This is a genomic window from Ruegeria sp. BC5 (assembly GCF_056539205.1).
In genome coordinates, this window is the sequence record NZ_JBQFUN010000001.1 from 1,384,165 (window position 1) to 1,410,997 (window position 26,833).

Annotated in this window: 24 protein-coding genes; 9 read left to right on the forward strand and 15 right to left on the reverse strand. The window is 58.1% G+C overall.

What is annotated here, in order from left to right; translation table 11 throughout:
• Positions 1 to 73: 73 nt before the first annotated feature.
• Positions 74 to 2,200 carry a methylmalonyl-CoA mutase gene (gene scpA / locus ACR0LY_RS06955; protein WP_170347985.1) on the reverse strand — a complete coding sequence of 709 codons (2,127 nt, stop codon included), beginning with the start codon at positions 2,198 to 2,200 and terminating at the stop codon, positions 74 to 76.
• A gap of 168 nt (positions 2,201 to 2,368) precedes the next feature.
• Here scpA and ACR0LY_RS06960 point away from each other — a divergent pair, with 168 nt between their 5' ends.
• On the forward strand, positions 2,369 to 2,815 hold the full coding sequence (locus tag ACR0LY_RS06960) for a DUF4174 domain-containing protein (RefSeq protein ID WP_170347984.1): 447 nt from the start codon (positions 2,369 to 2,371) through the stop codon (positions 2,813 to 2,815).
• Between the two features lie 76 nt (positions 2,816 to 2,891).
• Here ACR0LY_RS06960 and ACR0LY_RS06965 read toward each other — a convergent pair whose 3' ends face one another.
• Both ACR0LY_RS06965 and ACR0LY_RS06970 read right to left on the reverse strand, forming a co-directional pair.
• Complete coding sequence (locus ACR0LY_RS06965) at positions 2,892 to 4,937, reverse strand: acetyl-CoA carboxylase biotin carboxylase subunit (RefSeq protein ID WP_170347983.1); 2,046 nt, start codon at positions 4,935 to 4,937, stop codon at positions 2,892 to 2,894.
• 114 nt (positions 4,938 to 5,051) lie between these two features.
• Positions 5,052 to 5,255 carry a hypothetical protein gene (locus ACR0LY_RS06970; protein WP_170347982.1) on the reverse strand — a complete coding sequence of 68 codons (204 nt, stop codon included), beginning with the start codon at positions 5,253 to 5,255 and terminating at the stop codon, positions 5,052 to 5,054.
• Positions 5,256 to 5,905: 650 nt separating this feature from the next.
• On the opposite strand from ACR0LY_RS06970, the gene ACR0LY_RS06975 reads away from it, so the two are divergent.
• Positions 5,906 to 7,069 (forward strand): DcaP family trimeric outer membrane transporter, encoded by a 1,164-nt coding sequence (locus tag ACR0LY_RS06975; protein ID WP_170347981.1) that lies wholly within the window; start codon positions 5,906 to 5,908, stop codon positions 7,067 to 7,069.
• 87 nt (positions 7,070 to 7,156) lie between these two features.
• On the opposite strand, the gene ACR0LY_RS06980 is transcribed toward ACR0LY_RS06975, so the two are convergent.
• From ACR0LY_RS06980 to ACR0LY_RS06995, 4 genes are all read right to left on the reverse strand, one after another.
• On the reverse strand, positions 7,157 to 7,510 hold the full coding sequence (locus ACR0LY_RS06980; RefSeq protein WP_170347980.1) for an alpha-amylase family protein: 354 nt from the start codon (positions 7,508 to 7,510) through the stop codon (positions 7,157 to 7,159).
• A complete protein-coding gene (locus ACR0LY_RS06985) occupies positions 7,504 to 7,641 on the reverse strand; it encodes a hypothetical protein (protein WP_170360362.1) in 138 nt (45 codons plus the stop codon). The genes ACR0LY_RS06980 and ACR0LY_RS06985 overlap by 7 nt, the downstream gene beginning before the upstream one ends.
• A 2-nt stretch (positions 7,642 to 7,643) precedes the next feature.
• Positions 7,644 to 8,126 carry a DUF6497 family protein gene (locus ACR0LY_RS06990; RefSeq protein WP_254437370.1) on the reverse strand — a complete coding sequence of 161 codons (483 nt, stop codon included), beginning with the start codon at positions 8,124 to 8,126 and terminating at the stop codon, positions 7,644 to 7,646.
• Positions 8,127 to 8,226: 100 nt separating this feature from the next.
• Entirely contained in the window at positions 8,227 to 9,759 is a 1,533-nt protein-coding gene (locus tag ACR0LY_RS06995) for an acyl-CoA carboxylase subunit beta (protein ID WP_170347979.1), read from the reverse strand.
• Positions 9,760 to 9,942: 183 nt separating this feature from the next.
• On the opposite strand from ACR0LY_RS06995, the gene ACR0LY_RS07000 reads away from it, so the two are divergent.
• The gene (locus ACR0LY_RS07000) at positions 9,943 to 11,148 is read left to right on the forward strand and encodes a multidrug effflux MFS transporter (RefSeq protein WP_170347978.1); all 1,206 of its coding nucleotides are present in this window, start codon (positions 9,943 to 9,945) and stop codon (positions 11,146 to 11,148) included.
• Positions 11,149 to 11,213: 65 nt separating this feature from the next.
• Positions 11,214 to 12,614: a helix-turn-helix domain-containing protein gene (locus ACR0LY_RS07005; RefSeq protein WP_170347977.1), complete on the forward strand. Its 1,401-nt coding sequence runs from the start codon at positions 11,214 to 11,216 to the stop codon at positions 12,612 to 12,614.
• A 74-nt stretch (positions 12,615 to 12,688) separates the two neighbouring features.
• On the opposite strand, the gene ACR0LY_RS07010 is transcribed toward ACR0LY_RS07005, so the two are convergent.
• The 6 genes from ACR0LY_RS07010 to ACR0LY_RS07035 all read right to left on the reverse strand — a co-directional run bounded on the left by ACR0LY_RS07010 (position 12,689) and on the right by ACR0LY_RS07035 (position 18,454).
• A complete protein-coding gene (locus ACR0LY_RS07010) occupies positions 12,689 to 12,928 on the reverse strand; it encodes an HP1242/YdcH family protein (protein ID WP_170347976.1) in 240 nt (79 codons plus the stop codon).
• Between the two features lie 79 nt (positions 12,929 to 13,007).
• A complete protein-coding gene (gene betA / locus ACR0LY_RS07015) occupies positions 13,008 to 14,666 on the reverse strand; it encodes a choline dehydrogenase (protein ID WP_170347975.1) in 1,659 nt (552 codons plus the stop codon).
• Positions 14,667 to 14,738: 72 nt separating this feature from the next.
• Positions 14,739 to 16,247, reverse strand: coding sequence for a choline-sulfatase (gene betC, locus ACR0LY_RS07020; protein WP_170347974.1), 1,509 nt, complete (start codon positions 16,245 to 16,247; stop codon positions 14,739 to 14,741).
• On the reverse strand, positions 16,244 to 16,816 hold the full coding sequence (gene betI, locus ACR0LY_RS07025) for a choline-binding transcriptional repressor BetI (RefSeq protein WP_170347973.1): 573 nt from the start codon (positions 16,814 to 16,816) through the stop codon (positions 16,244 to 16,246). The genes betC and betI overlap by 4 nt, the downstream gene beginning before the upstream one ends.
• Positions 16,817 to 16,905: 89 nt before the next feature.
• Positions 16,906 to 17,814 (reverse strand): DMT family transporter, encoded by a 909-nt coding sequence (locus ACR0LY_RS07030; protein ID WP_170347972.1) that lies wholly within the window; start codon positions 17,812 to 17,814, stop codon positions 16,906 to 16,908.
• 40 nt (positions 17,815 to 17,854) lie between these two features.
• Positions 17,855 to 18,454, reverse strand: coding sequence for a LysE/ArgO family amino acid transporter (locus ACR0LY_RS07035; protein ID WP_170347971.1), 600 nt, complete (start codon positions 18,452 to 18,454; stop codon positions 17,855 to 17,857).
• A gap of 88 nt (positions 18,455 to 18,542) precedes the next feature.
• Between ACR0LY_RS07035 and ACR0LY_RS07040 the strand changes: the two genes are divergently transcribed.
• A complete protein-coding gene (locus tag ACR0LY_RS07040) occupies positions 18,543 to 19,433 on the forward strand; it encodes a LysR family transcriptional regulator ArgP (RefSeq protein WP_170347970.1) in 891 nt (296 codons plus the stop codon).
• Here the strand turns inward: ACR0LY_RS07040 and ACR0LY_RS07045 are convergent.
• The gene (locus ACR0LY_RS07045; protein WP_170347969.1) at positions 19,428 to 20,717 is read right to left on the reverse strand and encodes a permease; all 1,290 of its coding nucleotides are present in this window, start codon (positions 20,715 to 20,717) and stop codon (positions 19,428 to 19,430) included. The genes ACR0LY_RS07040 and ACR0LY_RS07045 overlap by 6 nt on opposite strands.
• A 135-nt stretch (positions 20,718 to 20,852) precedes the next feature.
• Positions 20,853 to 21,593: a YebC/PmpR family DNA-binding transcriptional regulator gene (locus ACR0LY_RS07050; RefSeq protein ID WP_170347968.1), complete on the reverse strand. Its 741-nt coding sequence runs from the start codon at positions 21,591 to 21,593 to the stop codon at positions 20,853 to 20,855.
• 110 nt (positions 21,594 to 21,703) lie between these two features.
• Between ACR0LY_RS07050 and ACR0LY_RS07055 the strand changes: the two genes are divergently transcribed.
• The 4 genes from ACR0LY_RS07055 to ACR0LY_RS07070 all read left to right on the forward strand — a co-directional run bounded on the left by ACR0LY_RS07055 (position 21,704) and on the right by ACR0LY_RS07070 (position 26,830).
• Positions 21,704 to 23,476 (forward strand): SLC13 family permease, encoded by a 1,773-nt coding sequence (locus ACR0LY_RS07055; RefSeq protein ID WP_170347967.1) that lies wholly within the window; start codon positions 21,704 to 21,706, stop codon positions 23,474 to 23,476.
• 16 nt (positions 23,477 to 23,492) lie between these two features.
• Positions 23,493 to 24,227: a glutamine amidotransferase gene (locus tag ACR0LY_RS07060; RefSeq protein WP_170347966.1), complete on the forward strand. Its 735-nt coding sequence runs from the start codon at positions 23,493 to 23,495 to the stop codon at positions 24,225 to 24,227.
• A gap of 72 nt (positions 24,228 to 24,299) precedes the next feature.
• A complete protein-coding gene (locus ACR0LY_RS07065) occupies positions 24,300 to 25,157 on the forward strand; it encodes a bile acid:sodium symporter family protein (protein ID WP_170347965.1) in 858 nt (285 codons plus the stop codon).
• An 11-nt stretch (positions 25,158 to 25,168) separates the two neighbouring features.
• Positions 25,169 to 26,830, forward strand: coding sequence for an FAD-binding dehydrogenase (locus ACR0LY_RS07070; RefSeq protein ID WP_170347964.1), 1,662 nt, complete (start codon positions 25,169 to 25,171; stop codon positions 26,828 to 26,830).
• The last annotated feature ends 3 nt before the right edge of the window (positions 26,831 to 26,833 follow it).

Sequence of the window (26,833 nt, forward strand, 5' to 3'; positions counted from 1 at the left end):
GATGGATCTGGTCGCATGTTTTCGCCAACGGCGGTGAATCACAAGATTTTTCGGCGAAAAATCTTGGCTGGCCTCAGCCTTTTGCTTCTCGGATCAGACGCAGGATATCCTGCGCGGCCTCGGGGATATTGGTTCCCGGACCAAAGATCGCCTTAACACCATGGTCATAAAGGAACTGATAATCCTGCTGCGGGATCACGCCGCCACAGATCACAATGATGTCCTCTGCCCCGGCTTTCTTGAGTTCCTCAACCAGTTGCGGCGCCAGTGTCTTGTGCCCCGCGGCTTGCGAGGAAATGCCAACCACATGCACATCGTTATCAACTGCGTCTTGCGCAGCTTCGGCAGGTGTTTGGAACAACGGGCCAACGTCCACGTCAAACCCGATATCGGCAAAGGCTGTGGCGATGACTTTGGCACCTCTGTCATGCCCGTCCTGCCCCATCTTGACCACCAGCAAACGGGGGCGACGGCCTTCGGCTTCGGCGAACTCCTCAATGGATTTCTGGATCGCAGCAAAGCCCTCATCACCTTCGTAAGCCGCGCCGTAGACACCGGCCAAAGTCTTCACCTCGGCGCGGTGGCGGCCGAATTCTTTCTCCATTGCCATGCTGATCTCTCCTACGGATGCGCGGGCGCGGGCGGCCTCGACCGCAGCAGCCAGCAGGTTGCCACCCTCGCGGGCGGTCTTGGTCAGTGCGTCCAGCGCTTGTTGGCACGCAGCTTCGTCGCGAGTGGCGCGAATGCGTTCCAGACGTGCCACCTGAGCCTCACGCACGGCGACATTGTCGACGTCCAGGATGTCGATCGGGTCTTCCTGTTCCTTGCGGTATTTGTTGACCCCGACGATAACCTCGTCACCCCGGTCGATCATCGCCTGACGACGGGCGGCGCTTTCTTCGATCCGCAGTTTCGGCATACCCGAGGCTACGGCCTTGGTCATACCGCCCATTTCCTCGACTTCTTCCATCAATGCCCAGGCCTTTTCGACCAGTTCATTGGTCAGGCTTTCGATGTAGTAGGACCCGGCAAGCGGATCGACCACATCGATCACGCCGGTTTCTTCCTGCAGTACCAACTGAGTATTCCGCGCTATGCGTGCCGAGAAATCGGTGGGCAGCGCAATCGCCTCGTCCAGCGCGTTGGTATGCAGCGATTGGGTACCGCCCAGAACCGCACTCATCGCCTCATAGGCGGTGCGGATCACGTTGTTGTAAGGGTCCTGCTCTTGAAGCGACACACCAGAAGTCTGGCAGTGGGTGCGCAGCATCTTCGACCGCTCGGATTTTGCTCCGAACTCGGTCATAACCCGGTGCCACAAGGTGCGTGCGGCACGCAGTTTGGCAATCTCCATGAAGAAGTTCATGCCTATGGCAAAGAAAAACGACAGGCGTCCAGCAAATTTGTCCACATCCATCCCGGCCTGCGTTGCGGCGCGTACGTATTCACGCCCGTCCGCCAAAGTATAGGCCAGCTCCTGCACCAAGTTCGCTCCGGCTTCCTGCATGTGATAGCCGGAGATCGAGATCGAATTGAATTTGGGCATCTCATTCGACGTGAATTCAATAATATCCGAGATGATCTTCATCGAAGGATCGGGCGGATAAATATATGTGTTGCGCACCATGAACTCTTTCAGAATGTCGTTCTGAATGGTGCCCGACAGGACGGATTTGTCGTGCCCCTGCTCTTCGCCCGCCACGATAAAGCTGGCAAGGATGGGGATCACCGCACCGTTCATCGTCATCGAAACCGAGACCTTGTCCAACGGGATGCCATCGAACAGGATTTTCATATCTTCAACGCTGTCGATGGCCACACCAGCCTTGCCGACATCACCAACCACGCGCGGGTGGTCACTGTCATAGCCCCGATGCGTCGCCAGATCGAAAGCAACCGAGACGCCCTGTTGGCCCGCAGCCAGATTGCGGCGGTAAAAAGCGTTCGATTCCTCGGCCGTCGAAAACCCGGCATACTGGCGAATTGTCCACGGCCGCCCCGCATACATCGTCGCCTTCACCCCGCGCGTAAACGGACCGAAACCGGGCAACGATCCCATATGCGGAAGATTTGCAGTGTCCTCCTGCGTATAGAGCGGTTTGACGTCGATGCCTTCCAACGTCTCTTTCGTCAGGTCCTCCAACGGACGCCCGCGCAGCTCTTTTTCGGCTAGCGCGCGCCAGTCTTTCGTATCGGTCATAGCGATATCCTTTTTTCAATTCGGGTCGCGCTGGGGCCTGGCCTGCGCGTTGTGGTGTTCGGACGGGTTGGTTCAGACAGCGCTTTACGCAAAATTTTGAACCTTTGATGCAATTCGCCGGTCGCATTCACCGACGCAGGGGCTATATTCAATTCAACAGGAGGCCCCATGATACGAACGCTTGCCCTTGTTTTCTCGGCACTATTCCCGCTGGCCGCCTTGGCTGCCGACGGGTCCGCACCGGTGGAAGACGAATTTGTTCGCCCTACTGGTGACAGCGATCTCAGTGAGTTTCTTTGGGTCAAACGGCCCATCGTCGTTTTTGCCGACACGCCAGCCGACCCGCGGTTCCAGCAACAGATCGATATGCTGACCGAAGGCGAGGCAGCGATGCGCGACCGTGATGTGGTCGTGCTGACCGACACCGACCCTTCGGCGCGGTCTCCGATCCGGTCGCAGCTGCGGCCTCGCGGGTTCCAAATGGTATTCGTAGACAAGGACGGCGTGGTCAAACTGCGCAAACCGTCCCCATGGAGCGTGCGTGAAATCGGCCGGTCCATCGACAAAACCCCCCTGCGCGAACGCGAGATTCGCGAGCGGCGCCAGGGCGGCTGAACGCATTCGCCACGCCCAAAGCACCCGGCGCAAAACGCCGGGACCATTTGGATATATGACGAACGCGCGGACATGATCACTCGAACTCGATGATCACGTCGTCCACGGCCAGACTGTCGCCGGGGCCTGCGTTGATCTTGGCTACCACGCCTTTCTTCTCGGCGCGCAGGATGTTTTCCATCTTCATCGCCTCGACCGTACAAAGCGCCTGACCTTCCTGAACCTCCTGACCTATTTCGACGTCGATCTTCACGATCAGGCCGGGCATCGGGCACAGCAACATTTTCGAAGTATCAGGTGGCAACTTCTCGGGCATCAGCTTGGCCAGTTCTGCCTGACGCGGCGTACGGACATGAACTTTCAGGTCAGCACCTCGATTGCGAATACGGAAGCCGCCAGAGATTTTACCGACCTTCAGAACAAGCGGAGCGCCGTCTACATCTAGCAACGCAAGCTGATCGCCCGGTGTCCAATCTGATGCAACACGCATCACCGCACCGTCAGTGAACGTAACCGTTGACCCGTCATGATCCGCCTCGATGGCAAGTTCGAAATCCTGACCTTGCAGGGTGACGGTCCAATCGGTTCCGACCTTACGCTCGTGATTATCCATGCGGCCGGAAACACGGGTGCGGCGAATCTCAGCAACACGATGCATCGCCGCGCATGAGGCCGCGATGCGACGCAAGTCGGCCTCGGGCAAGATTACACCTTCAAACCCGTCGGGATATTCTTCGGCGATGAAGGCCGTTGTCATATCGCCGCTGACGAATTTCGGGTGATCCATCACTGCGGACAGGAACGGCAGGTTGTGACCGATGCCTTCGACCTCGAAACTGTCCAGCGCTACACGCATCGCCTCAATCGCGGCTTCACGGGTCGGGGCCCAGGTACACAGCTTGGCGATCATGGGGTCGTAATACATGCTGATCTCGCCGCCCTCATAGACACCGGTATCATTGCGCACGGCGGCCTCACCATTGGGCGCGTCACCCTGCCACTTGCCGTTGTCCAACATCGGGCCAGCTGCGGTTTCCTGTGGCGGGCGATAGCGGGTCAAACGGCCAATCGACGGCAGGAAGTTGCGATACGGGTCTTCAGCATACAGACGGTTTTCGATGGCCCAGCCGGTCAGGGTCACGTCGTCCTGCGTGATGGACAGAGGCTCACCCGCAGCAACGCGGATCATCTGTTCGACCAGGTCGACGCCGGTGATCAACTCGGTCACTGGGTGTTCCACCTGCAGGCGTGTGTTCATTTCAAGGAAGTAGAAGTTCTTTTCGCCATCCACGATGAATTCCACCGTACCCGCGCTGGCGTAGTTCACAGCCTTGGCCAGAGCGACAGCTTGTTCGCCCATCGCCTTGCGGGTTTCGGGGTCAAGGAAGGGCGACGGGGCTTCTTCCACGACTTTCTGGTTGCGGCGCTGGATCGAGCATTCGCGTTCTCCCAGATAAATCCCGTTGCCGTGGCTGTCGCACAGTACCTGAATCTCGATATGGCGCGGCTGGGTCACAAATTTCTCGATGAAAATCCGGTCATCGCCAAACGAATTCGCGGCCTCGTTCTTGGAGGACTGGAACCCCTCGCGCGCTTCTTCGTCGTTCCACGCGATCCGCATGCCTTTACCGCCACCACCAGCGCTGGCCTTGATCATGACCGGATAACCGATTTCGTTCGAAATCTTCACCGCCTCATCGGCGTCTTCGATCAGGCCCATATAACCGGGAACAGTCGAAACACCCGCATCCTGCGCGATTTTCTTCGAGGTGATCTTGTCACCCATGCTTTCAATCGCACCAACCGGGGGACCCACAAAAGCCACGCCTTCGGCATCCAATGCCTCGGCGAATTTGGCGTTTTCAGACAGAAAACCGTAACCCGGATGCACCGCCTGCGCCCCGCTCTGGCGGATGGCATCCATCACCTTGTCGATCACAATATAGGACTGGTTCGCGGGCGGCGGGCCGATGTGTACGGCCTCATCTGCCATCGATACATGCAACGCTTGTCTGTCCGCGTCCGAGTATATGGCAACTGTGCCGATACCCATCTTGCGTGCAGTCTTGATGACCCGGCAGGCGATCTCACCCCGGTTGGCGATCAGGATCTTGTTGAACATGGAACGTCCTTTGTCTTGATGTTCTGGAAACGCAAAACGCCGCCGCAGGGCGTAAACCCTGCGACGGCGTGATGCGCAATGGCAACCGGAGCGGCGGGCGCCCCGAATTCTTGGTTAGTAACAGTTCTTCTGTGTTTTGCAGTACAGCACGTTGCCCGCAGCCCCGACTGCTGCGCCGACAAACGGATCCGCTCCGATGACCGCCGAACCCAGTGCCCCTGCGCCGCCGCCAAGCAACGCCTGTTCACCGAATGAGTCGCCGCAGGCAGCAAGGCCCGCGCAGGTCGCAACGGCCAGGAAGAATTTTGAGATTCGCATGTGTTCTGCCCCTTTAGCTTTCTTGATGCATTGGGGCGCAGATGCCGGAACCAAGCGCTGTTATTCAATAACAAGCGCTGGAAATGGATGTTTTGCGCAGATTTATGCCGCATTAAGCCTGCATTGTGCGCAAAGAAAAACGCGGGCAGGATTTTGTGGGTTTCACAAACCTGCCCGCGGAAGGAAGGGGTACGGAATAGTAGGTGCTTGTGCGGCGCAGGCAAAGTAGAGCCGCACGGCCTGATCACATTGCACGGCACAAATGAGGCCGCAAACAAAGTATTGTTTCCACCCAAATTTCCGGCCAGAATTCGCCCATAAGGCGAATTCTCGCGCAAAATCGTGCCGACACCGGGTCGTCCCGACTGGAAAACGCCATCCTCTGAATCAGTCACACTTCCGTTACAATTCGCGCTTCCGAGGCAGTTTTCTGCATGTGCAACATCACGTTTCAGTTCACTGATCCCATTTGAAAAAGTCTTTGCGAACGTATGGTTGACAGATCTGTTCACTTTGCTGTGAAAAATACCGGCTCTTTGCACAATTTTGCTTGAGGAAAACGGCGCTTTCTTTGCCGTTCTCGTGATTTCCCCCACTGACGTTTGCGTGAAACTTTGCGTGGGCACACTCGCACACAAGGAATCAACTGCATGATTACAAATAGAAAAAAGGCACTCTTGCTTGCTGCCTCTGCGCTTAGCGTCACGGGCACGCTCGCGCTCGCTCAAGATGCCGGAACCCAGGCTGAACTGGATGCGCTGCGCGCCCGCGTCGAGGCGCTGGAGACCGCAAATACCGGCTCTGGGGGCGGAGACGGAGACCTGAGGATCGGAAACACCACCTTGGATCTCTATGGCTACGTCAAGGCCGACTTTTTCTACGATACGGATTTTGAACTTGGCGATTTGGCCGATACGTCGCGGATTGGTGAGCCCCAATTTGCCACGGATGGAACCTTTGGCGCCACGGTTCGCCAATCTCGGGTCGGATTGCGCACGACGACGCCAAGTGCGTTGGGCGATATCGGTGGTCAACTGGAACTGGATCTTTTCTCCGGCGGTACGGACGGTCCGGCCGAATTGCGTCTGAGACACGCCAACATCACAATCGGTGACCACTGGTTGATCGGTCAGTACTGGACCAACTTCCAGCCGCTGGATACCTACCCGACCTCTGTGGAATTCAACGGCCCCGTTGGTATCCCCTTCGCGCGTGTCCCTCAGGTGCGCTTTACGAATAAGATTGGCGGCAACGCAACCTTTGCCCTGTCGGTTGAAGAAAATGTCGGCGCTTCGAATTCCGACGATCCGGTTCTGACGGCGTCGGCGGAATATAATGACGGGAAATACATCGCCCGAGCCTCGGCCTTGTACGGCAGGGCACAATCCGGTGATGTCGAAGTTGATCAAACCGGCTTTACTCTGTCGGCTGGTATCCGTCCCTGGGAAGGTGGTCTGTTTCAGGTCAACTACGTCGACGGCGAAGCGCTTGGCCCCTATCTGATCGGCTTCGGGGACGCCATCGTCAGTGGAGAGGCCAACGACGTTGACGGCTTTACCGTCGAATTCCGGCAGCAAATTAGCGAAAAGTGGAATGTCGGCATTGCCTATGGCGAAGAAGATTACGACCTGCCCACCTCGACCGGAACTCTGGCTTTTACCGAGCTTGAGACAATCCACGTCAATGCCTTCTACAAGGCAACCGACGACCTGACGTTCAGCGCCGAATATTTCTTTGGCGAACGCAACGACGCGTCTACAGGCCGGACATTTGACTCGGACCGAGTTCAATTCGCGGCCCAGCTGAATTTCTAGGCACACAAATCCACCCTGCCCGATCCTGGGCAGGGTTTTTTCCGAAGTTTCCCCCGAATGGATATGCGCGACAGCGGGTTGCACGGATCAGCGTATCCCGTCGAAGATATCGGGGAACGACATGCGCGCCGCGTCCACATCAATCACCAGCAGCGCATCATAGCTGGCCGGATCGAACGGATCCTCCGCCGCGATCACCTCACGCTCGAACAACCAGCTTAGGCGACCGGCGTCCAGGTTGCCACGCTCGAACGGCTGGTCTCCGAAATTCTGCCACAGCGCTTCCATAAACGCCGCATCCGCGCGGCGATCGGCGGGTTTGCGGTCACGGAACCGCTCGCGCCGGGCAATCGGGGTTACGCCCTTGGGATTGGCGCGGCGAATGGTGAACTGAAAATCAGTTCCGGCCAGACGTCCGGGGAATCCGCGGTGCTTTAGCATGCCAGCACCTCGTTGTTCGATGTATTCGGGGAAACAAACTCGTACCCGATTGCAGACGGGGTCATTTCGCGCACCTCCAAAGTCGCTTTGGTGTCTAGGAACGCTCGGACGTGGTGAAAACGGGGTTTCATGGTCAGAGCCCCTCCCAGATACATTGGGATTGCTCCAGCCGGTAGGCTTCAAAATACTGAGTTGCATCAGGTGAAGATCGCCCGAATTCAAGGGGTCGATCAGAAAGCGATATCACGACCCGCGCCGGATTAAGCTCGTATTTCGCGACATAAGCCACCGCAAGGGTTTGGCACAGATGTTCCATGTCCACCGAGGCCACATCATACCCGATCCGTCCAACGTCCGATCCGATCTTGGGCGCGATAAAACGGAACCTGACCCACAGCTCGCCCGGGTTGTTGTCCAGCAGCACATCACTCAGATGCACCGGCTGACCAGAGGGGACAGGCAACAGGTTTTCGGATTGAGCGATTGCAGGGGAGGTCCATGCCAGAAACGCCAGTACAAAAGCGCGATCCCAGACCCACAAGTGGGCTCCTCTCTCCGGGATCGCGCGCGCATGGCTTTCGGCCCGCGCGTGTATGTATCTGGTAAGACGTCTCATCTAGCAGCTTTGGCCTCAAAGTCAAACGTACCGACAGTTACCCTTGCCATGACCCGCCCAAGGAGCATTCTGCAAAGGGCAGGTCATTCAGCGCAGTCTGTTACAGCGGAATGTTGTCGTGCTTTTTCCACGGGTTTTTCAGCTGCTTGTTGCGCAAGCTGGCAAACGCGCGCGACACTCGGCGGCGGGTGGATTGCGGCATGATCACCTCGTCGATGAAACCGCGCTCAGCCGCAACAAAGGGGTTGGCAAAGCGATCTTCGTAGTCCTGCGTGTGCTGCGCGATCTTTTCGGCATCGCCCAGATCGGCACGGTGGATGATCTCAGTCGCGCCCTTGGCACCCATCACCGCGATTTCAGCTGTGGGCCAAGCATAGTTGAAATCGCCGCGCAGGTGCTTGGAGGCCATAACGTCATAGGCGCCACCATAGGCTTTGCGAGTAATCACGGTGACCTTTGGAACCGTCGCTTCACCATAGGCAAACAACAGCTTGGCGCCGTGCTTGATCACCCCGCCATATTCCTGCGACGTCCCCGGCAGGAATCCGGGCACGTCCACCAGCGTCAGGATCGGGATTTCGAAACAGTCGCAGAACCGCACGAACCGTGCTGCCTTGCGCGAGCTGTCAATGTCCAGACATCCGGCCAGAACCATCGGCTGGTTCGCCACGACACCCACAGTCTGTCCTTCCAGCCGGATGAAACCGGTGATGATGTTCTTGGCGTAATCTTCCTGAATTTCGTAGAAATCGCCCTCATCCGCCACCTTGGTGATCAGCTCTTTCATGTCGTAGGGCGTGTTGGGATTGTCTGGGATCAGAGTATCCAGCGAGGTTTCAACCCGTTCGGGGCTGTCAAAGAACGGACGAACGGGCGGTTTCTCTTGGTTGTTCAGCGGCAGGAAATCGACCAGACGGCGCACCTCGGCCAGTGCTTCGACGTCGTTTTCAAACGCGCCATCAGCGACCGAGGACTTCTTGGTGTGGGTCGACGCACCACCCAGTTCCTCTGCCGTGACAACTTCGTTTGTCACGGTTTTCACCACATCGGGGCCGGTCACAAACATGTACGACGTGTCTTTGACCATAAAGATAAAGTCGGTCATCGCCGGGCTGTAAACCGCACCGCCCGCACATGGCCCCATGATCACGCTGATCTGAGGAACGACGCCCGAAGCCATGATGTTGCGCTGAAACACTTCGGCATAACCGGCCAGCGAAGCCACGCCTTCTTGGATTCGCGCACCCCCCGAGTCGTTGATTCCAATTACAGGCGCGCCGTTTTGGATCGCCATATCCATGATCTTGCAAATCTTCTGCGCATGGGTTTCCGACAGCGAACCACCAAACACGGTGAAGTCCTGACTAAACACATAGACCATGCGGCCATTGACTGTGCCCCAGCCGGTGACCACACCATCACCCGCAGGCTTTTGATTTTCCATCCCAAAGTCAGTGCAACGATGGTTGACGAACATGTCGAACTCTTCGAAACTGCCTTCATCCAACAACAGTTCGATCCGCTCGCGTGCTGTCAACTTACCGCGGCCGTGCTGCGCGTCGATACGCTTTTGCCCACCCCCAAGACGGGCGTCGTTGCGGCGGTCTTCAAGCTCAGTCAGGATGTCTTTCATGGCGCTAATTCCCTGTGAAATTTAGGCGAACACTATACGCACGGATGCCGTTGCCAAAGTACATTTCGGCAAATTTGCAAACCTTTGGCAACAAAGTTATGGAAAACTGTAAAATTGCAAAGTTTCATACTGAAACACCGTCTTGGATAGCATTCCCTGAAACGGTCACTATACATGTGAACCATGCAGTTTAGTTCGCCTATGGCGCGTCGGTCGCCACCCACCATTTTCACGCTGGTTTTGCTGTCGGGGCTGTCCGCCCTCAGCCTGAACCTGTTCTTGCCCAGCCTCCCAAATATGGCGCTGCATTTTCAGACCGACTACAAGGTCATGCAACTTTCCATCGCGCTGTACCTGCTGGTCAATGCGGTGCTGCAGGTACTGATCGGCCCGATTGCGGATAAAGCGGGGCGTCGCCCTGTTTTACTGTGGGGATTGGCGCTGTTTCTGATCGCCACGCTGGGCTGTATCTATGCGCCGACGGCCGAGGTTTTTCTAGCCTTTCGAATGTGCCAGGCCATCGTGGTGGTCGGCATGGTGCTGAGCCGAGCAGCCGTCCGGGATCTTTATGATCAGGATCAGGCGGCCTCGATGATCGGCTATGTGACCATGGGCATGGCCATCGTACCGATGATCGGCCCTGCCATCGGCGGCCTGCTTGAGGAAAGCTTTGGGTGGAAAGCTAATTTCTGGCTGCCTTTCGGCCTGGGCGCTTTGACGCTGGCATTGACCTTTGTCGACTTTGGGGAAACCTCCGCCAAAAGCGGTAAAACGCTGGTACAGCAATTCCGAGAATATCCAGAGCTGCTGCGCTCACCTCGGTTCTGGGGCTATTCCTTGTCCTCTGCCCTGTCTTCGGGCGCGTTTTTTGCCTATCTGGGCGGCGCGCCCTTCATCGGTACGGAATTGTTCGGCCTCAGTGCCGCGCAGGTCGGCATCTATTTCGGCGCTCCTGCTGTCGGGTATTTTGTCGGCAATTTTCTCAGCGGTCGATACTCGGTCAGATTTGGCGTGAACCGGATGGTATACTGGGGATGTTGGCTGAACGCGATGGGTGTTGCCTTGTCGGCCATCCTGTTTCTGGCAGGTTTTGGCACCGCGCTCAGCTTCTTTGGCCTCATGACCTTTGTGGGCCTTGGCAACGGCATGACGATCCCCAACGCGACCTCGGGCGCCCTGTCGGTTCGTCCGCATCTGGCCGCCACCGCCTCGGGCCTCAGTGGCGCGATCATGCTGGGCGGTGGCGCGGGCCTCAGCGCCCTGGCCGGGACGCTGCTGACCCATGAAACCGGCGCCATGCCCCTGCTTTGGCTGATGCTGGCAACATCGGCGCTGGCGATCTGCGCGATTGCGTCCGTCATCCGACGCGAGAGGCAACTGGGCTTGTAACACAGCTTGCACCGCATGGTTTGCAAAGTTAGCTTGCCACAACGGAAAAGTTGCAAAGAAACGCCATGGCCACTCAAAAGCTATATGCCGGTGCGAAACTGCGCGAAATGCGCACGCGCCTGACCCTGACGCAAAAGGAATTCGCCACCAAATTGGGCGTCTCTTTGCCCTACTTAAACCAGATGGAGAATAATAACCGGCCGATCTCGACCACAGTTGTTCTGGCTCTGGCACAGGAGTTCGGTATGGATGTGACCGAGCTGAGCACCGGCGACAGCGAGCGTCTGGTCTCGGACATGCGCGAGGCTTTGGCCGACCCGGTTTTCGATGACGCCATACCACCACTGGCCGATCTGCGCCTGACGGCCTCGAACGCCCCTGCGCTGGCGCGCGCGTTCATCGCACTGCACCGCACCTATCGCCAAACCCATGAACGGCTCGCTTCGCTGGACGAAGCTTTGGGTCGCGAGGACGCGCAGATTCAGGCCAGCCCCTGGGAAGAGGTGCGTGACTTTTTCCATTATTGCGACAACTACATCGACGCGGTCGACCGCGCGGCCGAACATTTTTCGACCCGCGCTGGTAAGGCCGATGGCATAAGGGCGGAAGCGATCAACAGTCTTAATGAGCGCGACATTCGGGTGCAATTTGTCGATATCCCCGAAACACGGAAATACGACGCTGACAGCAAGACACTGCAACTCTCGTCCCGTATCGCGCCGCAAACACAAGTGTTTCAACTGTTGCTGCAGTTGGCGCTTATCAGCCAGGACAAACTGCTCGAAGCCACCCTGGACTTCGCCAAGTTCCAAAGCGAGGAAGCCCGCGCCATCGCCAAGATCGGTTTGGCCAACTATTTCGCCGGGGCGTCCTTGATGCCTTACGACGCCTTTCTGACCGCAGCGCAGGATTATCGCCACGATCTGGAACTGCTCAGCAACCGGTTCGGCGCGTCAATCGAACAAGTGGCACACCGGCTTTCCACACTGCAACGCCCCGGTGCCAAAGGCATCCCGTTCTTCTTTGTCCGCGTTGATCAGGCTGGTACGATCACCAAACGCCATTCGGCCACTCGCCTGCAATTTGCACGTTTCGGCGGTGCCTGCCCCCTGTGGAACGTCCACCGTGCATTTGAAACGCCCGGCCATTTCCTGCGGCAACTGGCGGAAACACCCGACGGCGTGCGCTATATCTCTCTGGCTCGGGATGTTTCGAAATCGGGCGGTTCCTATGGCGCGCCGGTGCGTCGCTATGCCATCGCGCTTGGTTGCGAAATCCGCCACGCCGAAGCGCTGGTCTATGCCGACAATCTCGACATCAATAACGCCAGCGCCTATGAGCCCATCGGCATCTCGTGCCGTATCTGCGAACGGCAAACCTGCCACCAACGCTCGGTCCCGCCGCTGGAACGCCGCCTGTCGATCGACGCCCACACCCGTGGAACCCTGCCATATAAGGTCACCTGATCTTCACCTGGCCTGAAAATACTTCGGGGGAGTCGCGGCCTGCGGCGACGGGGGCATCGCCCCCGCCTTAAGGTTTAGGCTTTCGACAAGATCGCCCAGATCTCATCCTTGAGCGCCGCGCGCTTCTTGCGCATTTCACCCTCGGTCAGATCTTCGACTGGTTCGATGTTGGTCTCGGCCCGATGCACGATGCGGTTGATCTCGTGATACTCATCCGCCAGCCGGGCAAAATGTGCATCCGATTGCTTGAGCTGGCTCATCAGCTCGACCTTGTCCGGAAACTCTTCGGCCAGTTCATGCGGGGTGTGGGACATTCCTGTTCGCTCCTCAAAATATGTCGTTGCGATTCAGGTCTATACGTCTTTTCCACACCCTGCTTTGACGCGGATCAAATCACCGCTGCGCTGTTGCCCATGCCGGATGAATCCACGGACGGTCATTGGCTTTCGGCAGGGCTTCTTTACCCAACAGATGATCCGACATTTTCTCACCCACCATGATCGACGGCGCGTTGAGGTTGCCGTTGGTGATCTGCGGAAAGATCGAGCTGTCGGCGACGCGCAGGCCGTCCACACCAATTACACGACCCTCAGGATCGACCACCGCATTCTTGTCATCGGCCCGACCCATGCGACAGGTGCCGCAGGGGTGATAGGCGCTTTCGGCATGTTCGGCGATGAAGCCATTCAGCTCTTCGTCTGTCTGCACGTCGGCACCCGGCTGGATTTCCTTGCCCGCATAGGGTTTGAACGCATCTTGCCCGAAAATCTCGCGGGTCAGGCGGATACATTTGCGGAAGTCCTCCCAATCCGTTTCGTGGCTCATGTAGTTGAACCGGATCACCGGCGCGTCCTCGGGCTTGTTCGAACGCAGCGTGACAGCCCCGCGCGAAGGCGAACGCATCGGCCCTACATGCGCCTGAAAGCCATGCCCCTCGGCCGCCGCCTGCCCGTCATACCGGACAGCAATCGGCAGGAAGTGATACTGGATGTCCGGGTATTCGACACCGGGGTTCGACCGGATGAAGGCCGCGCTTTCGAACTGGTTCGACGCGCCAAGGCCGGTTTTGGTAAACAGCCACTGCGCCCCGATCAAGCCCTTGCTGATTAGGTTCCAGTGCTTATACAGCGTGATCGGCTGCAGCGAAGCCTGTTGGATATAAAGCTCCAGATGGTCCTGCAAATTCGCCCCCACACCGGGGCGATCAGCGACAACTTCGATCCCATGTTCGGCCAGATGTGCCGCCGGACCAATGCCCGACAACATCAGCAGCTTGGGCGAGTTGATCGAGGATGCGGCCAACACCACCTCGCGCCGCGCACGGATAATTTCCTTTTTACCACCACGCACCAGCTCAACACCCGTCGCACGGCCGTTCTCTATCACCACGCGCGCGGCCAGCCCGCGCACGATATCGCAGTTTTCACGATTGAGCGAAGGCTTCAGGTAAGCATTCGCAGCCGACCAGCGCCGCCCTTTCCAGACGGTCTGCTCCATCGGGCCAAAGCCTTCCTGTTTTTCGCCGTTATAATCTCCAGTAACTTCATAGCCAGCTTGCTGACCAGCATCGACAAAGGCCTGAAACAGCGGATTTTCACGGGGACCGCGCGAAACATGCAGCGGCCCATCAGTGCCGCGCCATTCAGGATCACCACCATGGCCACCATCATGCCAGGTCTCCATACGCTTGTAGTAGGGCAGCACATCCGAATAGGACCAGCCATCAGCCCCCATCTCGGCCCAGGTATCAAAGTCACGCGCATGACCTCGCACATAAACCATGCCGTTGATCGAGGATGACCCACCGATCACCTTGCCACGCGGACAGGCCAGACGGCGGTTATTCAGGTGCGGCTCGGGTTCAGAATGATAGCCCCAGTCATAGCGCGACATATTCATCGGATAGCTCAGCGCCGCGGGCATCTGGATGAACGGACCGGCATCGGTGCCACCATGTTCGATCACCAGAACCGAGGCCCCAGCCTCGCTGAGGCGATAAGCCATCGCGCATCCTGCGGATCCTGCGCCAACGATGACGAAATCTGCTTCCATTATTTGGTCTCCATGCCCCGCCGAACCAAGTTGCGAATTTTCGGCGAGGAATCTTCGATTAGGTTGATAAGTCTATTCGCCACGCGGAAAACGAGCGTTTTCCTCGACGACATTCAGATCCATGTGATTGCGCATGTAGCGTTCCGATGCCTTCTGCAGCGGCTGGTAATCCCACGGGTAATACCCACCCTGCCGCAGCGCCTCGTACACCACCCAGCGGCGGGCCTGGCTGGCGCGGACATCCGCGTCGAACTGATCCAGATCCCAACGGGCCTCGGACTTGGCGCGCAGCGTTTCCAGCGTTCCGGCATGCGACGGGTCTTCGGCCAGGTTGGCCTGTTCGTGCGGGTCGGCCTCAAGATCGAACAACTGATCCGGGTCCAGCGCGCAGCGGTTGTATTTCCACTTGCCATAGCGCAGCGAAACCAGCGGGGCATAAGATGCCTCGGCCGCATATTCCATTGCTACGGGCGCGGTGCGCTCAACGCCCTTGGCCAGCGGCACGAGGTCTTCCCCATCGGTCCAAGGTTCGATCTCGACCATGTCGACACCTGCCAACGCACCCAATGTCGGCGTAACGTCGATTGTCGAAACTGGCGTGCCGATCCGGCCGGCAGGCAAGTCAGGGGCCGAAATCATCAGCGGAACACGGGACGAGCCCTCGAAGAAGGTCATCTTGAACCACAATCCACGCTCACCCAGCATATCGCCGTGATCCGAGACAAAGAGGATGATCGCCTCTTGCCGTGTACTTTCCAGCACTTCAAGAATCTCGCCTATCTTGTCGTCCAGATACGAAATATTGGCAAAATAGGCGCGGCGGGATTTGCGGATATCTTCTTCGGTGATGTCGAAGCTGCGCCAGTCATTGGCGTCAAAAATCCGCTTGGAGTGCGGGTCTTGGTTGTCATAGCCAAGGTCCGCGACCTCGGGCAGCAGATGTTCGCAATCCTCGTACAGGTCCCAATACTTGCGGCGCGCCACATAGGGATCATGCGGATGGGTAAAGCTGACGGTTACGCACCAGGGTCGGTCATCCTTACCGCGCGCCAGATCATACAGCTTGGTTTTGGCGTTATAGGCGACCTCGTCGTCGTATTCCATCTGGTTGGATATCTCGGCCACGCCTGCGCCCGTCACCGAGCCCATGTTGTGATACCACCAATCAATCCGTTCACCCGGTTTGCGGTAGTCGGGCGTCCAGCCGAAATCGGCCGGATAGATATCGGTGGTCAGGCGATCCTCGAACCCGTGCAACTGATCGGGGCCGACGAAATGCATCTTGCCGGACAGGCAAGTGTAATACCCCGCACGGCGCAGATGGTGCGCATAGGTGGGGATGTCGCTGCGGAACTCAGCGGCGTTGTCGTAGACGCCGGTCCGCGACGGCAACTGGCCGGACATAAAGCTGGCCCGCCCCGGCGCGCATAGCGGCGAGGCCGTATAAGCATTGGCGAACCGTGTCGACCTTTCCGCCAATTTCTTCAGATTGGGTGCATGCAGCCAATCTGCGGGACCATCTGGAAAGAGTGTCCCGTTGAGCTGATCCACCATCAGGATCAGAATGTTCGGTTTTGTCATTTTTCAGCCTCGAGCAGAGTGTTGAGGACACGCAATGCGTGATTAACCGCCAGTTGCGGCTTTTTCGGCGCGCTCAGCGCGGCGCGGATATACAGCCCGTCAATCAGAGCAATCATATTCTCGGCCGCTTCGACCGGGTCGCTCATCAACGGGCGCAGGGCATCAATAAGATTGGAACGGATACGCGCCTGATAGATCTGCCACAGGCGCAGCGCGTCATCGTTGGTTTGGGCCAGAACGTAAAACGTCATCCATGCAGCAATGACATCGGGCGTAAAGCACGAGGGCGCAAAACAGGCCCGGATGATGGCCTGCGCCCGCTCCTGCGGTGCGGCTGCCTTAAGCTCGCTGCGCGCCTCGGCACCGAAATCGGACAGGATGCGTTGCATCGCCGCCAGAAAAATCTGGTCTTTGCCACCGAAATAGTGATGCGCAAGGGCGCTGGACATGCCGGCCCGCTTGGCGATTTGGCTGACGGTCACATCTAGGGATTTCTTCGACCCAAGCTCGGCAATCGTCGCCCGGACGATTGCGTCTCGGCGGATCGGCTCCATTCCGAGTTTCGGCATAGCTGTCCCCTCCCTATGACTGGTAGGAAAACGCTACGGTGTTTTTATTGACTCGTCAATCAATAACCATTTCCGCACGCTGAAACCTGCTAGAGTTTTGGGGCTATACTGGGCGTGGTCAGGTTGCTGCGGTTCAGAACCGCTTCGCGCCAGGCGATGAAGCTGACGGCAGACAGGATTAACGTACCCCCGGCAACAACCCAGATGTCAACACTTTCGTGAAAAACCAACGCACCCAGCAGCGTGGCCCAGATCAATTGCAGGAAGGTCACCGGCTGCGTGACCGCCACCGGAGCCGCCTGCAAGGCCAGCGTCATGAAATAGTGCCCCGCGGTGGCAAAGCAGGCGACCAGAAACAAAACCCAGATGTCACGCAAGCTGGGCGGCTGCCAAACGGCGATGGCAAAGGGGATCAACGCCAGTGTCACCCAAATCGACAAATGCGCCACGACCACCGATGGTGGAATATCGCGCACCAGCAGTTTGGCCAGCAGGTAGGACCCTCCAAGCAGCAGAGCAGTTCCTAACATGGCCAAGTGACCGGTCGAAACCTCTCTGAACCCCGGGCGCAGGATGATCACCACACCGACCAACGCCACCATTATCGCCGCAATCCGGCGAAAGGCCAGCGGCTCACCCAAGAACAGCGCCGCACCCAACGTGACATAGACCGGCGTCATATAGTTCATCGCCGTGACCTCGGCCAAGGGGATCTGGGTCATTGCATAGAACCACAGCATCACAGCAAAGGCGTGAATGATCCCACGCAGCCCGAACAGGGTCAGATGACGCTTTGTGAGATGAGTCGACAGGATCAAACGCAGGGCCGGCAACAGAAATACCAATCCCAGAGCATAGCGTATGAATGCCGCCTGGATCGGACTCATTGTTGTGCCCAGCGATTTGACCAAGGCCGTCATCACCACAAAGGACAGCCCGGCGGCAAACATCCAGAACATGCCCGCAAGGGGCCGGTATGAGGTTGCAGACGTTTTCATGCCGAAACCTGAACACTGAAACCTGCGCAGGTACAACCCTTCACATGGCAACAAGTTTCAGTGCGATTCCCAGCATGACAATACCGATGACCACATCCAGAATCTGCCAGGCACGCGGTCTTACAAAGACCGGGGACAGCACCCTGGCCCCATAACCGAGGGAAAAGAAGAACACGAAGCTGGACAGCATCGCACCGCTCGCGAAGGCCAGACGGTCATCATACTGGGCCGAGATCGATCCGATCAACACTACCGTATCCAGATAGACATGCGGGTTGAGCCAGGTAAAAGCCAGCACCGTCAGCAGCACCGACCGAAGGCTGGCGCGTTGGCCTTTGGTCACGTCCATCGCCGCCCCGCCCTGCCACGCAGATTGCAGGCTGCGCAGCCCGTACCACGTCAGAAAGATCGCCCCTCCGTATCGCATGACGGTCTCAAACCAAGGTGCCGCTTCGGCCAGCGCACCAAACCCCGCGACACCTGCGGCAATAAGGATGGCATCCGACACTGCGCAGGTCAGACACAGGGGAAAAACGTGTTCGCGCCGCAATCCCTGACGCAACACAAAGGCGTTTTGTGCCCCGATGGCTAGGATGAGGCTGAAGCCCAGTAAAAAACCGGCGAAAAGGGATGCGGACATAATGCCTCCTGTGCGTTCAGGGGCATTGACTATGCGCATTTTGGCATCCTATCAAATTAAAGATGTTGATCCTAATTAAGTCTAGCTAATGATACTCGACCCCAACCACTTGTCGGCTTTGTCGTCGATTTTGCGGCACGGCAGTTTTGAGGCAGCTGCGACGGAACTTACTGTGACGCCTTCAGCCATATCCCAGCGGATCAAGGCACTGGAAGATCGCGTGGGGGCAGCATTGATCAATCGCGGACCGCCTTGCACCGGAACACCGGCGGGGCTGCGTATTGCCCAGCATGCTGAGGATATCGGTTTGCTCGAAGCGAAGCTGGCCCGCGAACTGACATTGGATCAAGGCACCGGCCCGGCCCGTGTCCGCGTGGCAGTGCCTGCCGACGTTCTGGCCACGTGGTTCATTGATGCCATAACACAGGTGGATGGGCTGCTATTTGATCTGGTGGTGGATGATCAGGATCACTCGGCCGAGTGGTTGCGTCGCGGCGAGGTCAGCGCTGCAATCACGGTAGGCGGTCAGCCGGTTTCGGGGTGCGACACCTATGCCTTGGGCGCGCTGCGCTACATCGCGACCGCCAGCCCGGCCTATATGCAACAATGGTTTGCCGAGGGTGTAAACGAACGCTCGCTGGCCCTTGCCCCTTGCTTGACCTTCAACCGCAAGGACAACCTTCAACGAACGTGGATCATCGAACAGATGGGGTGCCGGATTTCCCCACCCTCGCATTTTCTGCCGTCTCCGCAAGGGTTTGTGGAAGCGGCCATAGCTGGGTTGGGTTGGGGCATGAACCCTGTCGGGCTGGCGAAGAGCGCGCTAAATGATGGGCGACTACGTCCGCTGCTGCCTGAGGCCCCTCTTGACGTGGGTCTGACTTGGCAGGTGGGGCGCGTTCTGTCCTCTGCGCTGGTTCCGCTGACCCGCGCGGTCAGACAAACCGCGGCAAAGGAGCTTCTTCCGTCGCAATCATGACTGTCCCGGTTGCGCGCCCTTGGCCTTTTCCGCGTTGGGAAGGACCACGCGGTAACAGGTGAGGGCAGCAAACAGACTGACCATAGTGATGAACACAATGGCCCACGCAACCTCATGCATATGGGCGACCCCGGCCAAGGCCGCCGACAGGATCACCGCCGTGATCCGGCAAATACTTTTGATCGCCGCCGCGCCTTTGACACGTTGATCCTTGGGGGCCACGTCCAAATAATACAACTGCCGCGCACCGCTTATGCCAGTTACGGCCACGGTCACAACGAACAGCGCGATAGCATGCAGATGGACTGCGTGATCAATACCCAGAAAGTGGACAGTGACCAACGTGGCACCTGTCGCGGCAACCATCAGGTTTCCGGCCACCATGACGGCGCGGTGGGATTTCATGTTCACCAGCTGCCACAGCGGTGCCGCGACCAAATATCCCGACGCGGATGAGATGATCATGGCCGTCAGTCCCTTGGCTGAGGCATGATGTGCCTCGGCCGCGATCAGGGCAAAAAATGGCACCGACAGGGAGACCACGACCAAGGGCAACCGCATGACCAGATACCGACGGAACCAAGCCTGGTCGAACATGGCGGCAATATCGGTAAAGTTCTCTGAAAATTTCCGTTTCCGCACCCTTTGCGGTGTGTCCTTGACCTCATCCCCTCGTGCGATTTCTGAGATCGCAAGAATGGACAGGCCAGACAGAACGAAAAAGGCCACCGAAACCGCAATCACGGTGGAATGGCGGGAAAACGGTGGGTTTTCCTTTGTGATCTCATGCACCAGCAGCGCCAATCCGATGGCTCCCAACCCGCCTATACCTAATTGAAGATAGTGCATGATCATCCGCGATTTGGATTGCACTTGATCCCCTATCAGATCCGTTAACATCAACGATTGAATTTCTTCGATCAGGCCGATCACGAAGAACGCTGCGACAAAGGCCAGTGCAATTGCAGGAACAAACCCTGTCGCGGCCACCAAAACAGCCATGACAAGGCAGGCGCCTATACAAACCTCGGTTAGGGCAATCCCGCGTTTCTTCTGCTGTCGCGCCGAAATCGGCTGTGCCAGAAAGATATCCGAAATCATGCTGCCGACCATCCGAATGGACACCAATGCGCCTGCGATGAACATGGGCAATTCAAAAGAAACGGCCAGAAACGGCAGGACGATTGAAGGGCTGCCAAGCGTCCACGCGACCTGAGACAGGATGCTCTGACCGGTCAGAACAGGAATATTGCGTTTGGGTTGGCTGGCTGGGCTGTCCGTCATTCGCTCAATCAGATTATGTGCCGTTTGGGCACAGATATTCTGGTCAAGCCTATCGGGTTCTGTCCAACCGGCCAAGAACCCACAAAGCAAAAAACCCGACCAGAGGCCGGGTTTTCCAACAGAAATTCAAAACGCTTAAAGCTGCGCCATGACCTCGTCTGTGGCCTCGAAGTTCGTGGTCACGCGCTGTACGTCATCGTCATCTTCCAGCGCATCGACCAGCTTCATCAGCTTTTGCATGTCTTCCAGCCCCAGCTCGGTTGTAGTGGTGGGTTTCCAGATCAGCTTGGTAGATTCGGATTCGCCCAGCGCGCCCTCCAGTGCGTTCGACACATCATTCAGGTCGGTGTCAGCACACCAGATGATGTGACCGTCTTCCGAGCTTTCGACGTCTTCGGCGCCGGCATCGATGGCGGCCTCAAAAACGGTGTCCGCATCGCCTGCAGTGGCCGGATACACCACCTCGCCCTTGCGGTCGAACATGAACCCGACCGAGCCGGTTTCACCCAGATTGCCGCCATTCTTGGAAAAGGTTGAACGCACGGTCGAGGCGGTGCGATTGCGGTTGTCAGTCATCGTCTCGACGATCACAGCCACACCGTTAGGGCCGTAACCCTCATACCGGATTTCTTCGTAATCATCGCCTTCACCCGCAACCGACTTTTTGATCGCCCGGTCGATCACGTCCTTGGGGACTGAGTTCGACTTGGCCTCTTTAACTGCCAAACGCAGGCGTGGGTTCTTTTCGGGATCGGGGTCGCCCATCTTGGCGGCGACGGTGATTTCTTTCGACAGTTTGGAAAACAGCTTGGACCGCGCGGCGTCCTGACGTCCCTTGCGGTGCTGGATGTTGGCCCATTTGGAGTGGCCTGCCATGGTGCGTCCTCGTGATAGTGATTGCGTATTCGGCGCTCATATAGACGTTTGCAGGGCATGGGATCAAGAGAGCGGCTTGCGAGACGCCCCCTTGCGGGTATGGTGGCGGGATGACGACAGATCAGATTATTCTTTTCACCCTTTTTGCCACTGTATTCGGAATGCTTCTTTGGGGGCGGTTTCGCTATGATCTTGTGGCGTTTTCTGCGCTGTTAATCGGGGTCGTTCTTGGCGTCGTGCCGGTGGACAACGCCTTTGCCGGGTTTGGACATCCGGCAACCATTATTGTGGCGTTAGTTCTGGTTGTCTCAGCAGGGCTGGTTCGGTCGGGGGCGGTGTTTCTGATCACGCGCACGCTGGTTGATGCCTCGCGCGGGCTTGGCGCGCATATCGCACTGATGGGCGGGATCGGAGCTGTTCTGTCGGCTTTTATGAACAACGTGGCCGCACTGGCCTTGTTGATGCCGGTCGACATTCAAACCGCGCGCAAGGCGGGGCGGTCGGTAGGCCTGACCCTGATGCCGCTGAGCTTTGCCACCATTCTGGGCGGTATGGCCACCCTGATCGGGACGCCGCCTAATATCATTATCGCCTCAATCCGTGCCGAAACCTTGGGCGAGCCGTTCCGGATGTTCGATTTCGCCCCTGTCGGCGGGTTAGCGGCCATTGCCGGGCTGGCCTTTGTGTCTTTGATCGGATGGCGTCTGATCCCGAACCGCGGCCCGCAAGAGGAAACGTCCGAGGCGCTGGCGGAATACATCGCCGAACTGACCATCCCTCCGGAATCAGCGCATATCGGCAAGCGGGTCAGCGAATTGTATGAGGCCGCCGAGAAATCCGACGTCGCCATCATCGGTTTGATCCGCGATGGCAAGCGGCGCTATGGACGATCGGCCCATGCTACCTTGAAACCGGGCGACGCGCTGGTGCTTGAGGCGCGGCCCGAGGCACTGGATGAATTCCGTGCAGCGCTGAATCTCGATTTTTCGGACACGCGGAGGCAGGAGTTGCTGACGGCCGAGGGCGACGGGCTGGAAGTGATCGAGGTTGTTGCCACCGAAAGCGCCCGCATCACCGGACGCACCGCGCAAGGGTTAGGGCTTGCCTGGCGGCAAAGCACTGTGCTGATGGGCATCTCGCGCCAGGGTCGCCGTATCACCGAACAGGTCCGCAAGACCGAAGTCGAGGCAGGCGATATTCTGCTGCTGCTCTGCCCTCGTGACCGCAGTGCCGACGTGACCGAATGGCTGGGCTGCCTGCCGCTGGCCACGCGTGGCCTGAACGTCACCGCTAATGACAAGGCCTGGCTGGCCATCGGGCTGTTTGTCGCTGCGGTATTGGCCGCAAGTGTCGGGCTGATCTACCTACCGATTGCTCTGGGGTTTGTCGTAGTCGCCTATGTGCTGACCAAAATCTTGCCGATTGCCGATCTCTATAACCATATAGAATGGCCGGTCGTTGTGCTGCTGGGATCGATGATCCCGCTGGGCAGTGCTCTGGAGACATCAGGCGGCACCGAATTGATCGCCAATGCGCTAGTGCAACTGACGGATGGCCTGCCCGCATGGGCGATCCTGACGGTATTGATGGTTGTTACAATGACCCTGTCGGATGTGCTGAACAACACCGCCACAGCCATCGTCGCCGCCCCCGTTGGCATCCAAATGGCTCGCACGCTTGAAGTCTCTCCCGATCCGTTTCTGATGACGGTTGCCGTGGCAGCCTCGGCCGCGTTCCTTACTCCGATCGGGCACAAGAACAACACGCTGGTGCTGGGGCCTGGCGGATATCGGTTCGGGGACTACTGGCGCATGGGGCTGCCGCTGGAAATCCTCATCGTTGCAGTTTCCGTTCCTGCCATCCTTGTCTTCTGGCCGCTTTGATGGGTAAGGGCTCTGCATGAAACGATTTCTGATCCTGCAACTGCGTCCCGAGACCGAAGCTTCGGACGCCGAATACGCCTCGATTCTGGACAAGACCGGTCTGTCGACGAACCAGACCCATCGTATCCGTCTGGATTGTCAGGACCTGCCCGCGGGTCTGGATGTGACAGATTATGCCGGTGTTATCGTAGGTGGAGGCCCCGGCTGTGTCAGTGATGATCCGGCGACGAAATCCGAGATGGATGCAGGTATCGAAGCGGCCATCATGGGTTTGATGCCGCAGATCACCGCGAATGATCACCCTTTTATGGGCTGCTGCTACGGATTGGGCATTCTCGCGGCGCATCTGGGCGGCGATGTCAGCAAGAAACAGTTCGGAGAACCCGTCGGCCCCTCGACCTGCCAACTGACAGATGAAGGTGCGCTTGACCCGCTGACCGCCGGACTGGGCGACAGTTTCGAGGCTTTCGTCGGCCACAAAGAGGCTGTGCAATCCCTGCCCGACGGATGTGTCCACTTGCTGGCCTCGGACCCCTGTCCGTTTCAGATGATCCGCTGGGGTCAAAATGTGTATGCTACGCAGTTCCACCCCGAGGCCAACGCGCAAGATTTCGAACAGCGCATCAATATCTACAAGGATTTCGGCTATTTCCCGCCCGAAGACGCCCAGCGCCTGATCGATATCTGTCACGCCGCCGAGGTCACCAAGCCCGGCGAAATCCTGCGCCGTTTCGCCCAACGCTACATGTGACCTAACGGCGCGGTTGCCTGCGCCTTGAACACTCGCTTAGGCTGATCCGAACGGCTGAGGGAGGAGTTGTTCTTGGATTTGCTAATAAATGTCGGGCTGCCGTTGTCGTTGGCCATTATCATGCTGTCCCTTGGTGTTGGGCTTCAGGTATCTGACTTCCAACGGGTGCTGCGCCGGGGTTATCCTTTTACCATAGGCGCGCTAAGCCAAGTTGTTTTGCTGCCCGTCGCAGCCTTCATCATAGTCAAACTCTTCGCTTTGCCGCCCGAGATCGCGGTGGGGTTCATGCTGCTTAGCTTTTGCCCCGGAGGGGTCACCAGCAACATCCTGTCCAAACTGGCCAAGGCCGATGTCGCGCTGTCGGTTAGCCTGACTGCCGTGATCAGCCTGTTGTCCATGATTACCGTTCCCGTTTTGGCGGCTTGGACCATCGCTCACTTCATGGGCGAAGACGCGCCCGACGTGTCGATCACCGGGCTGGCAATTGCAATGTTCTTGATCACCACACTGCCCGTCGCCATCGGCGTCAGCCTGCGCCATTTCGCAGCCGGATTTGCCGAACGGATCGACGCACCGCTGTCCAAGACGGCCACCGTTCTTTTCGTTCTGATCGTGATCGCCGCGCTTGCCGGGAACTGGCAGTTGTTCGTCGACAACCTTGGGATCATGGGCGCGAGTCTGATCACGCTGAACGTTGCGCTGTTGGCGATTGGATTGGGAATTGCCCGTGCCGCAAAGCTGTCGTGGACGGAAAGCAAAACGGTCTCAATTGAAACCGGCATTCAGAATTCGACGCTGGGGATCACGTTGGCGGCGCTGATCACCGGGACAGACAGCGGGTTCAGCCCGCTGGCTCTGCCCTCGGCCGTCTACGGGATCATGATGTATGTCGTGGCCCTGCCCTACATCGCCTGGCTCCGCAGCCGCTGAAAGGACAAGACATGACCAACACTACTGCTGACGCCATTGTCGTGGGCACTGGACTGGCCGGGCTGGCCGCTGCGGCTGAGTTGGGGGATCGTGGCAAGAAGGTGATCGTGCTGGATCAGGAGCCTGAGCATTTTCTGGGCGGGCAAGCGCATTGGAGTTTGGGCGGTCTTTTCATGGTCGACACGCCAGAACAGCGCCGGATGGGCATCAAAGACAGTCAGGACCTTGCGCTGCGCGACTGGATGGGCAGCGCGCAGTTTGACCGCGAAGAAGACGCATGGCCCCGCAAATGGGCCGAGGCCTATGTGGAATTTGCCGCAGGTGAAATGCGTCCGTGGCTGTATGAGATGGGCCTGCGCTGGTTTCCTATCGTTGGCTGGGCTGAACGCGGTGGGTCCTATGCGGATGGTCATGGAAATTCAGTGCCGCGGTTTCACATCACATGGGGCACCGGACCGGGCGTTCTGAAGAACTTTGTCCGCCGCGTGCGCGAACATGTTAGCGCCGGTCTGATCGAGTTGAAATTCCGCCATCAGGTCAGCCACATCATTATGCAGAACGGGCGCGCCAAAGGGGTCTCGGGCGAGGTTCTAGCCGATGACACGGCACCCCACGGTGCCAAAACCAACCGCGATGAAGTGGGTGAGTTCGAGATCTATGCGCCCTCGGTCATCGTTACCTCGGGTGGGATCGGCGGCAATTTTGAGATGGTGCGCAAAAGCTGGCCCCGCGATCGGCTGGGTGAGCCGCCCAAAGATATGGTGGCGGGCGTTCCGTTTCACGTGGATGGTCGTATGATTCCCATAAGCGAAAAGGCCGGCGGGCACGTCATCAACGGCGACCGGATGTGGCACTATACTGAGGGTGTGCGGAACTGGAATCCGATCTGGCCCGCGCATGGCATCCGTATCCTGCCCGGCCCCAGCTCATTGTGGTTTGACGCGCGTGGCAATCGGTTGAAACCGCCCTTCATGCCGGGGTTCGACACGCTGGGCACGCTGCAGGAGATCCTTAAAACAGGATATGAATACAGCTGGTTTGTGCTGACCCAAAAGGTGATCAAAAAGGAATTCGCCCTGTCCGGGTCTGAGCAGAACCCAGACATGACTGATGGCGGCTGGCGCGAGGTGCTGTTCCAGCGCGTCCTGACCGGCTCAAAAGCCACCGCGCCTGTCGAGGCCTTTAAGGAACATGGTGAGGATTTCATTGTCGCCAACACTCTGACCGAACTGGTCAGCGGTATGAACCAAATGGGCGGTGGGTTGATTGACGAGGCGCATCTGCGCGCCCAGATCGAGGCGCGGGATAGCCAGGTCGACAACCCCTTTACCAAGGACGCGCAGATGGCCGCCATTCTGGCCGCGCGCAATTATCGCGGCGACAAGCTGATCCGCACCGCCAAGCCGCACAAGTTTCTTGATCCCGCAAACGGCCCGCTGATCGCCGTGAAACTGCACGTGCTGACACGCAAAACGCTGGGTGGATTGCAGACCAATCTCGACAGCCAGATGATCGGCGCGGATGGTCAGGTTGTGCCCGGCCTGTTTGCCGCAGGCGAAGTGGCCGGGTTTGGCGGCGGCGGTTATCACGGCTACAACGCGCTGGAAGGCTCGTTTCTGGGCGGCTGCATATTTTCGGGCCGCAATGCCGGGCGATCAAGGGCCGTCGCCTGACGG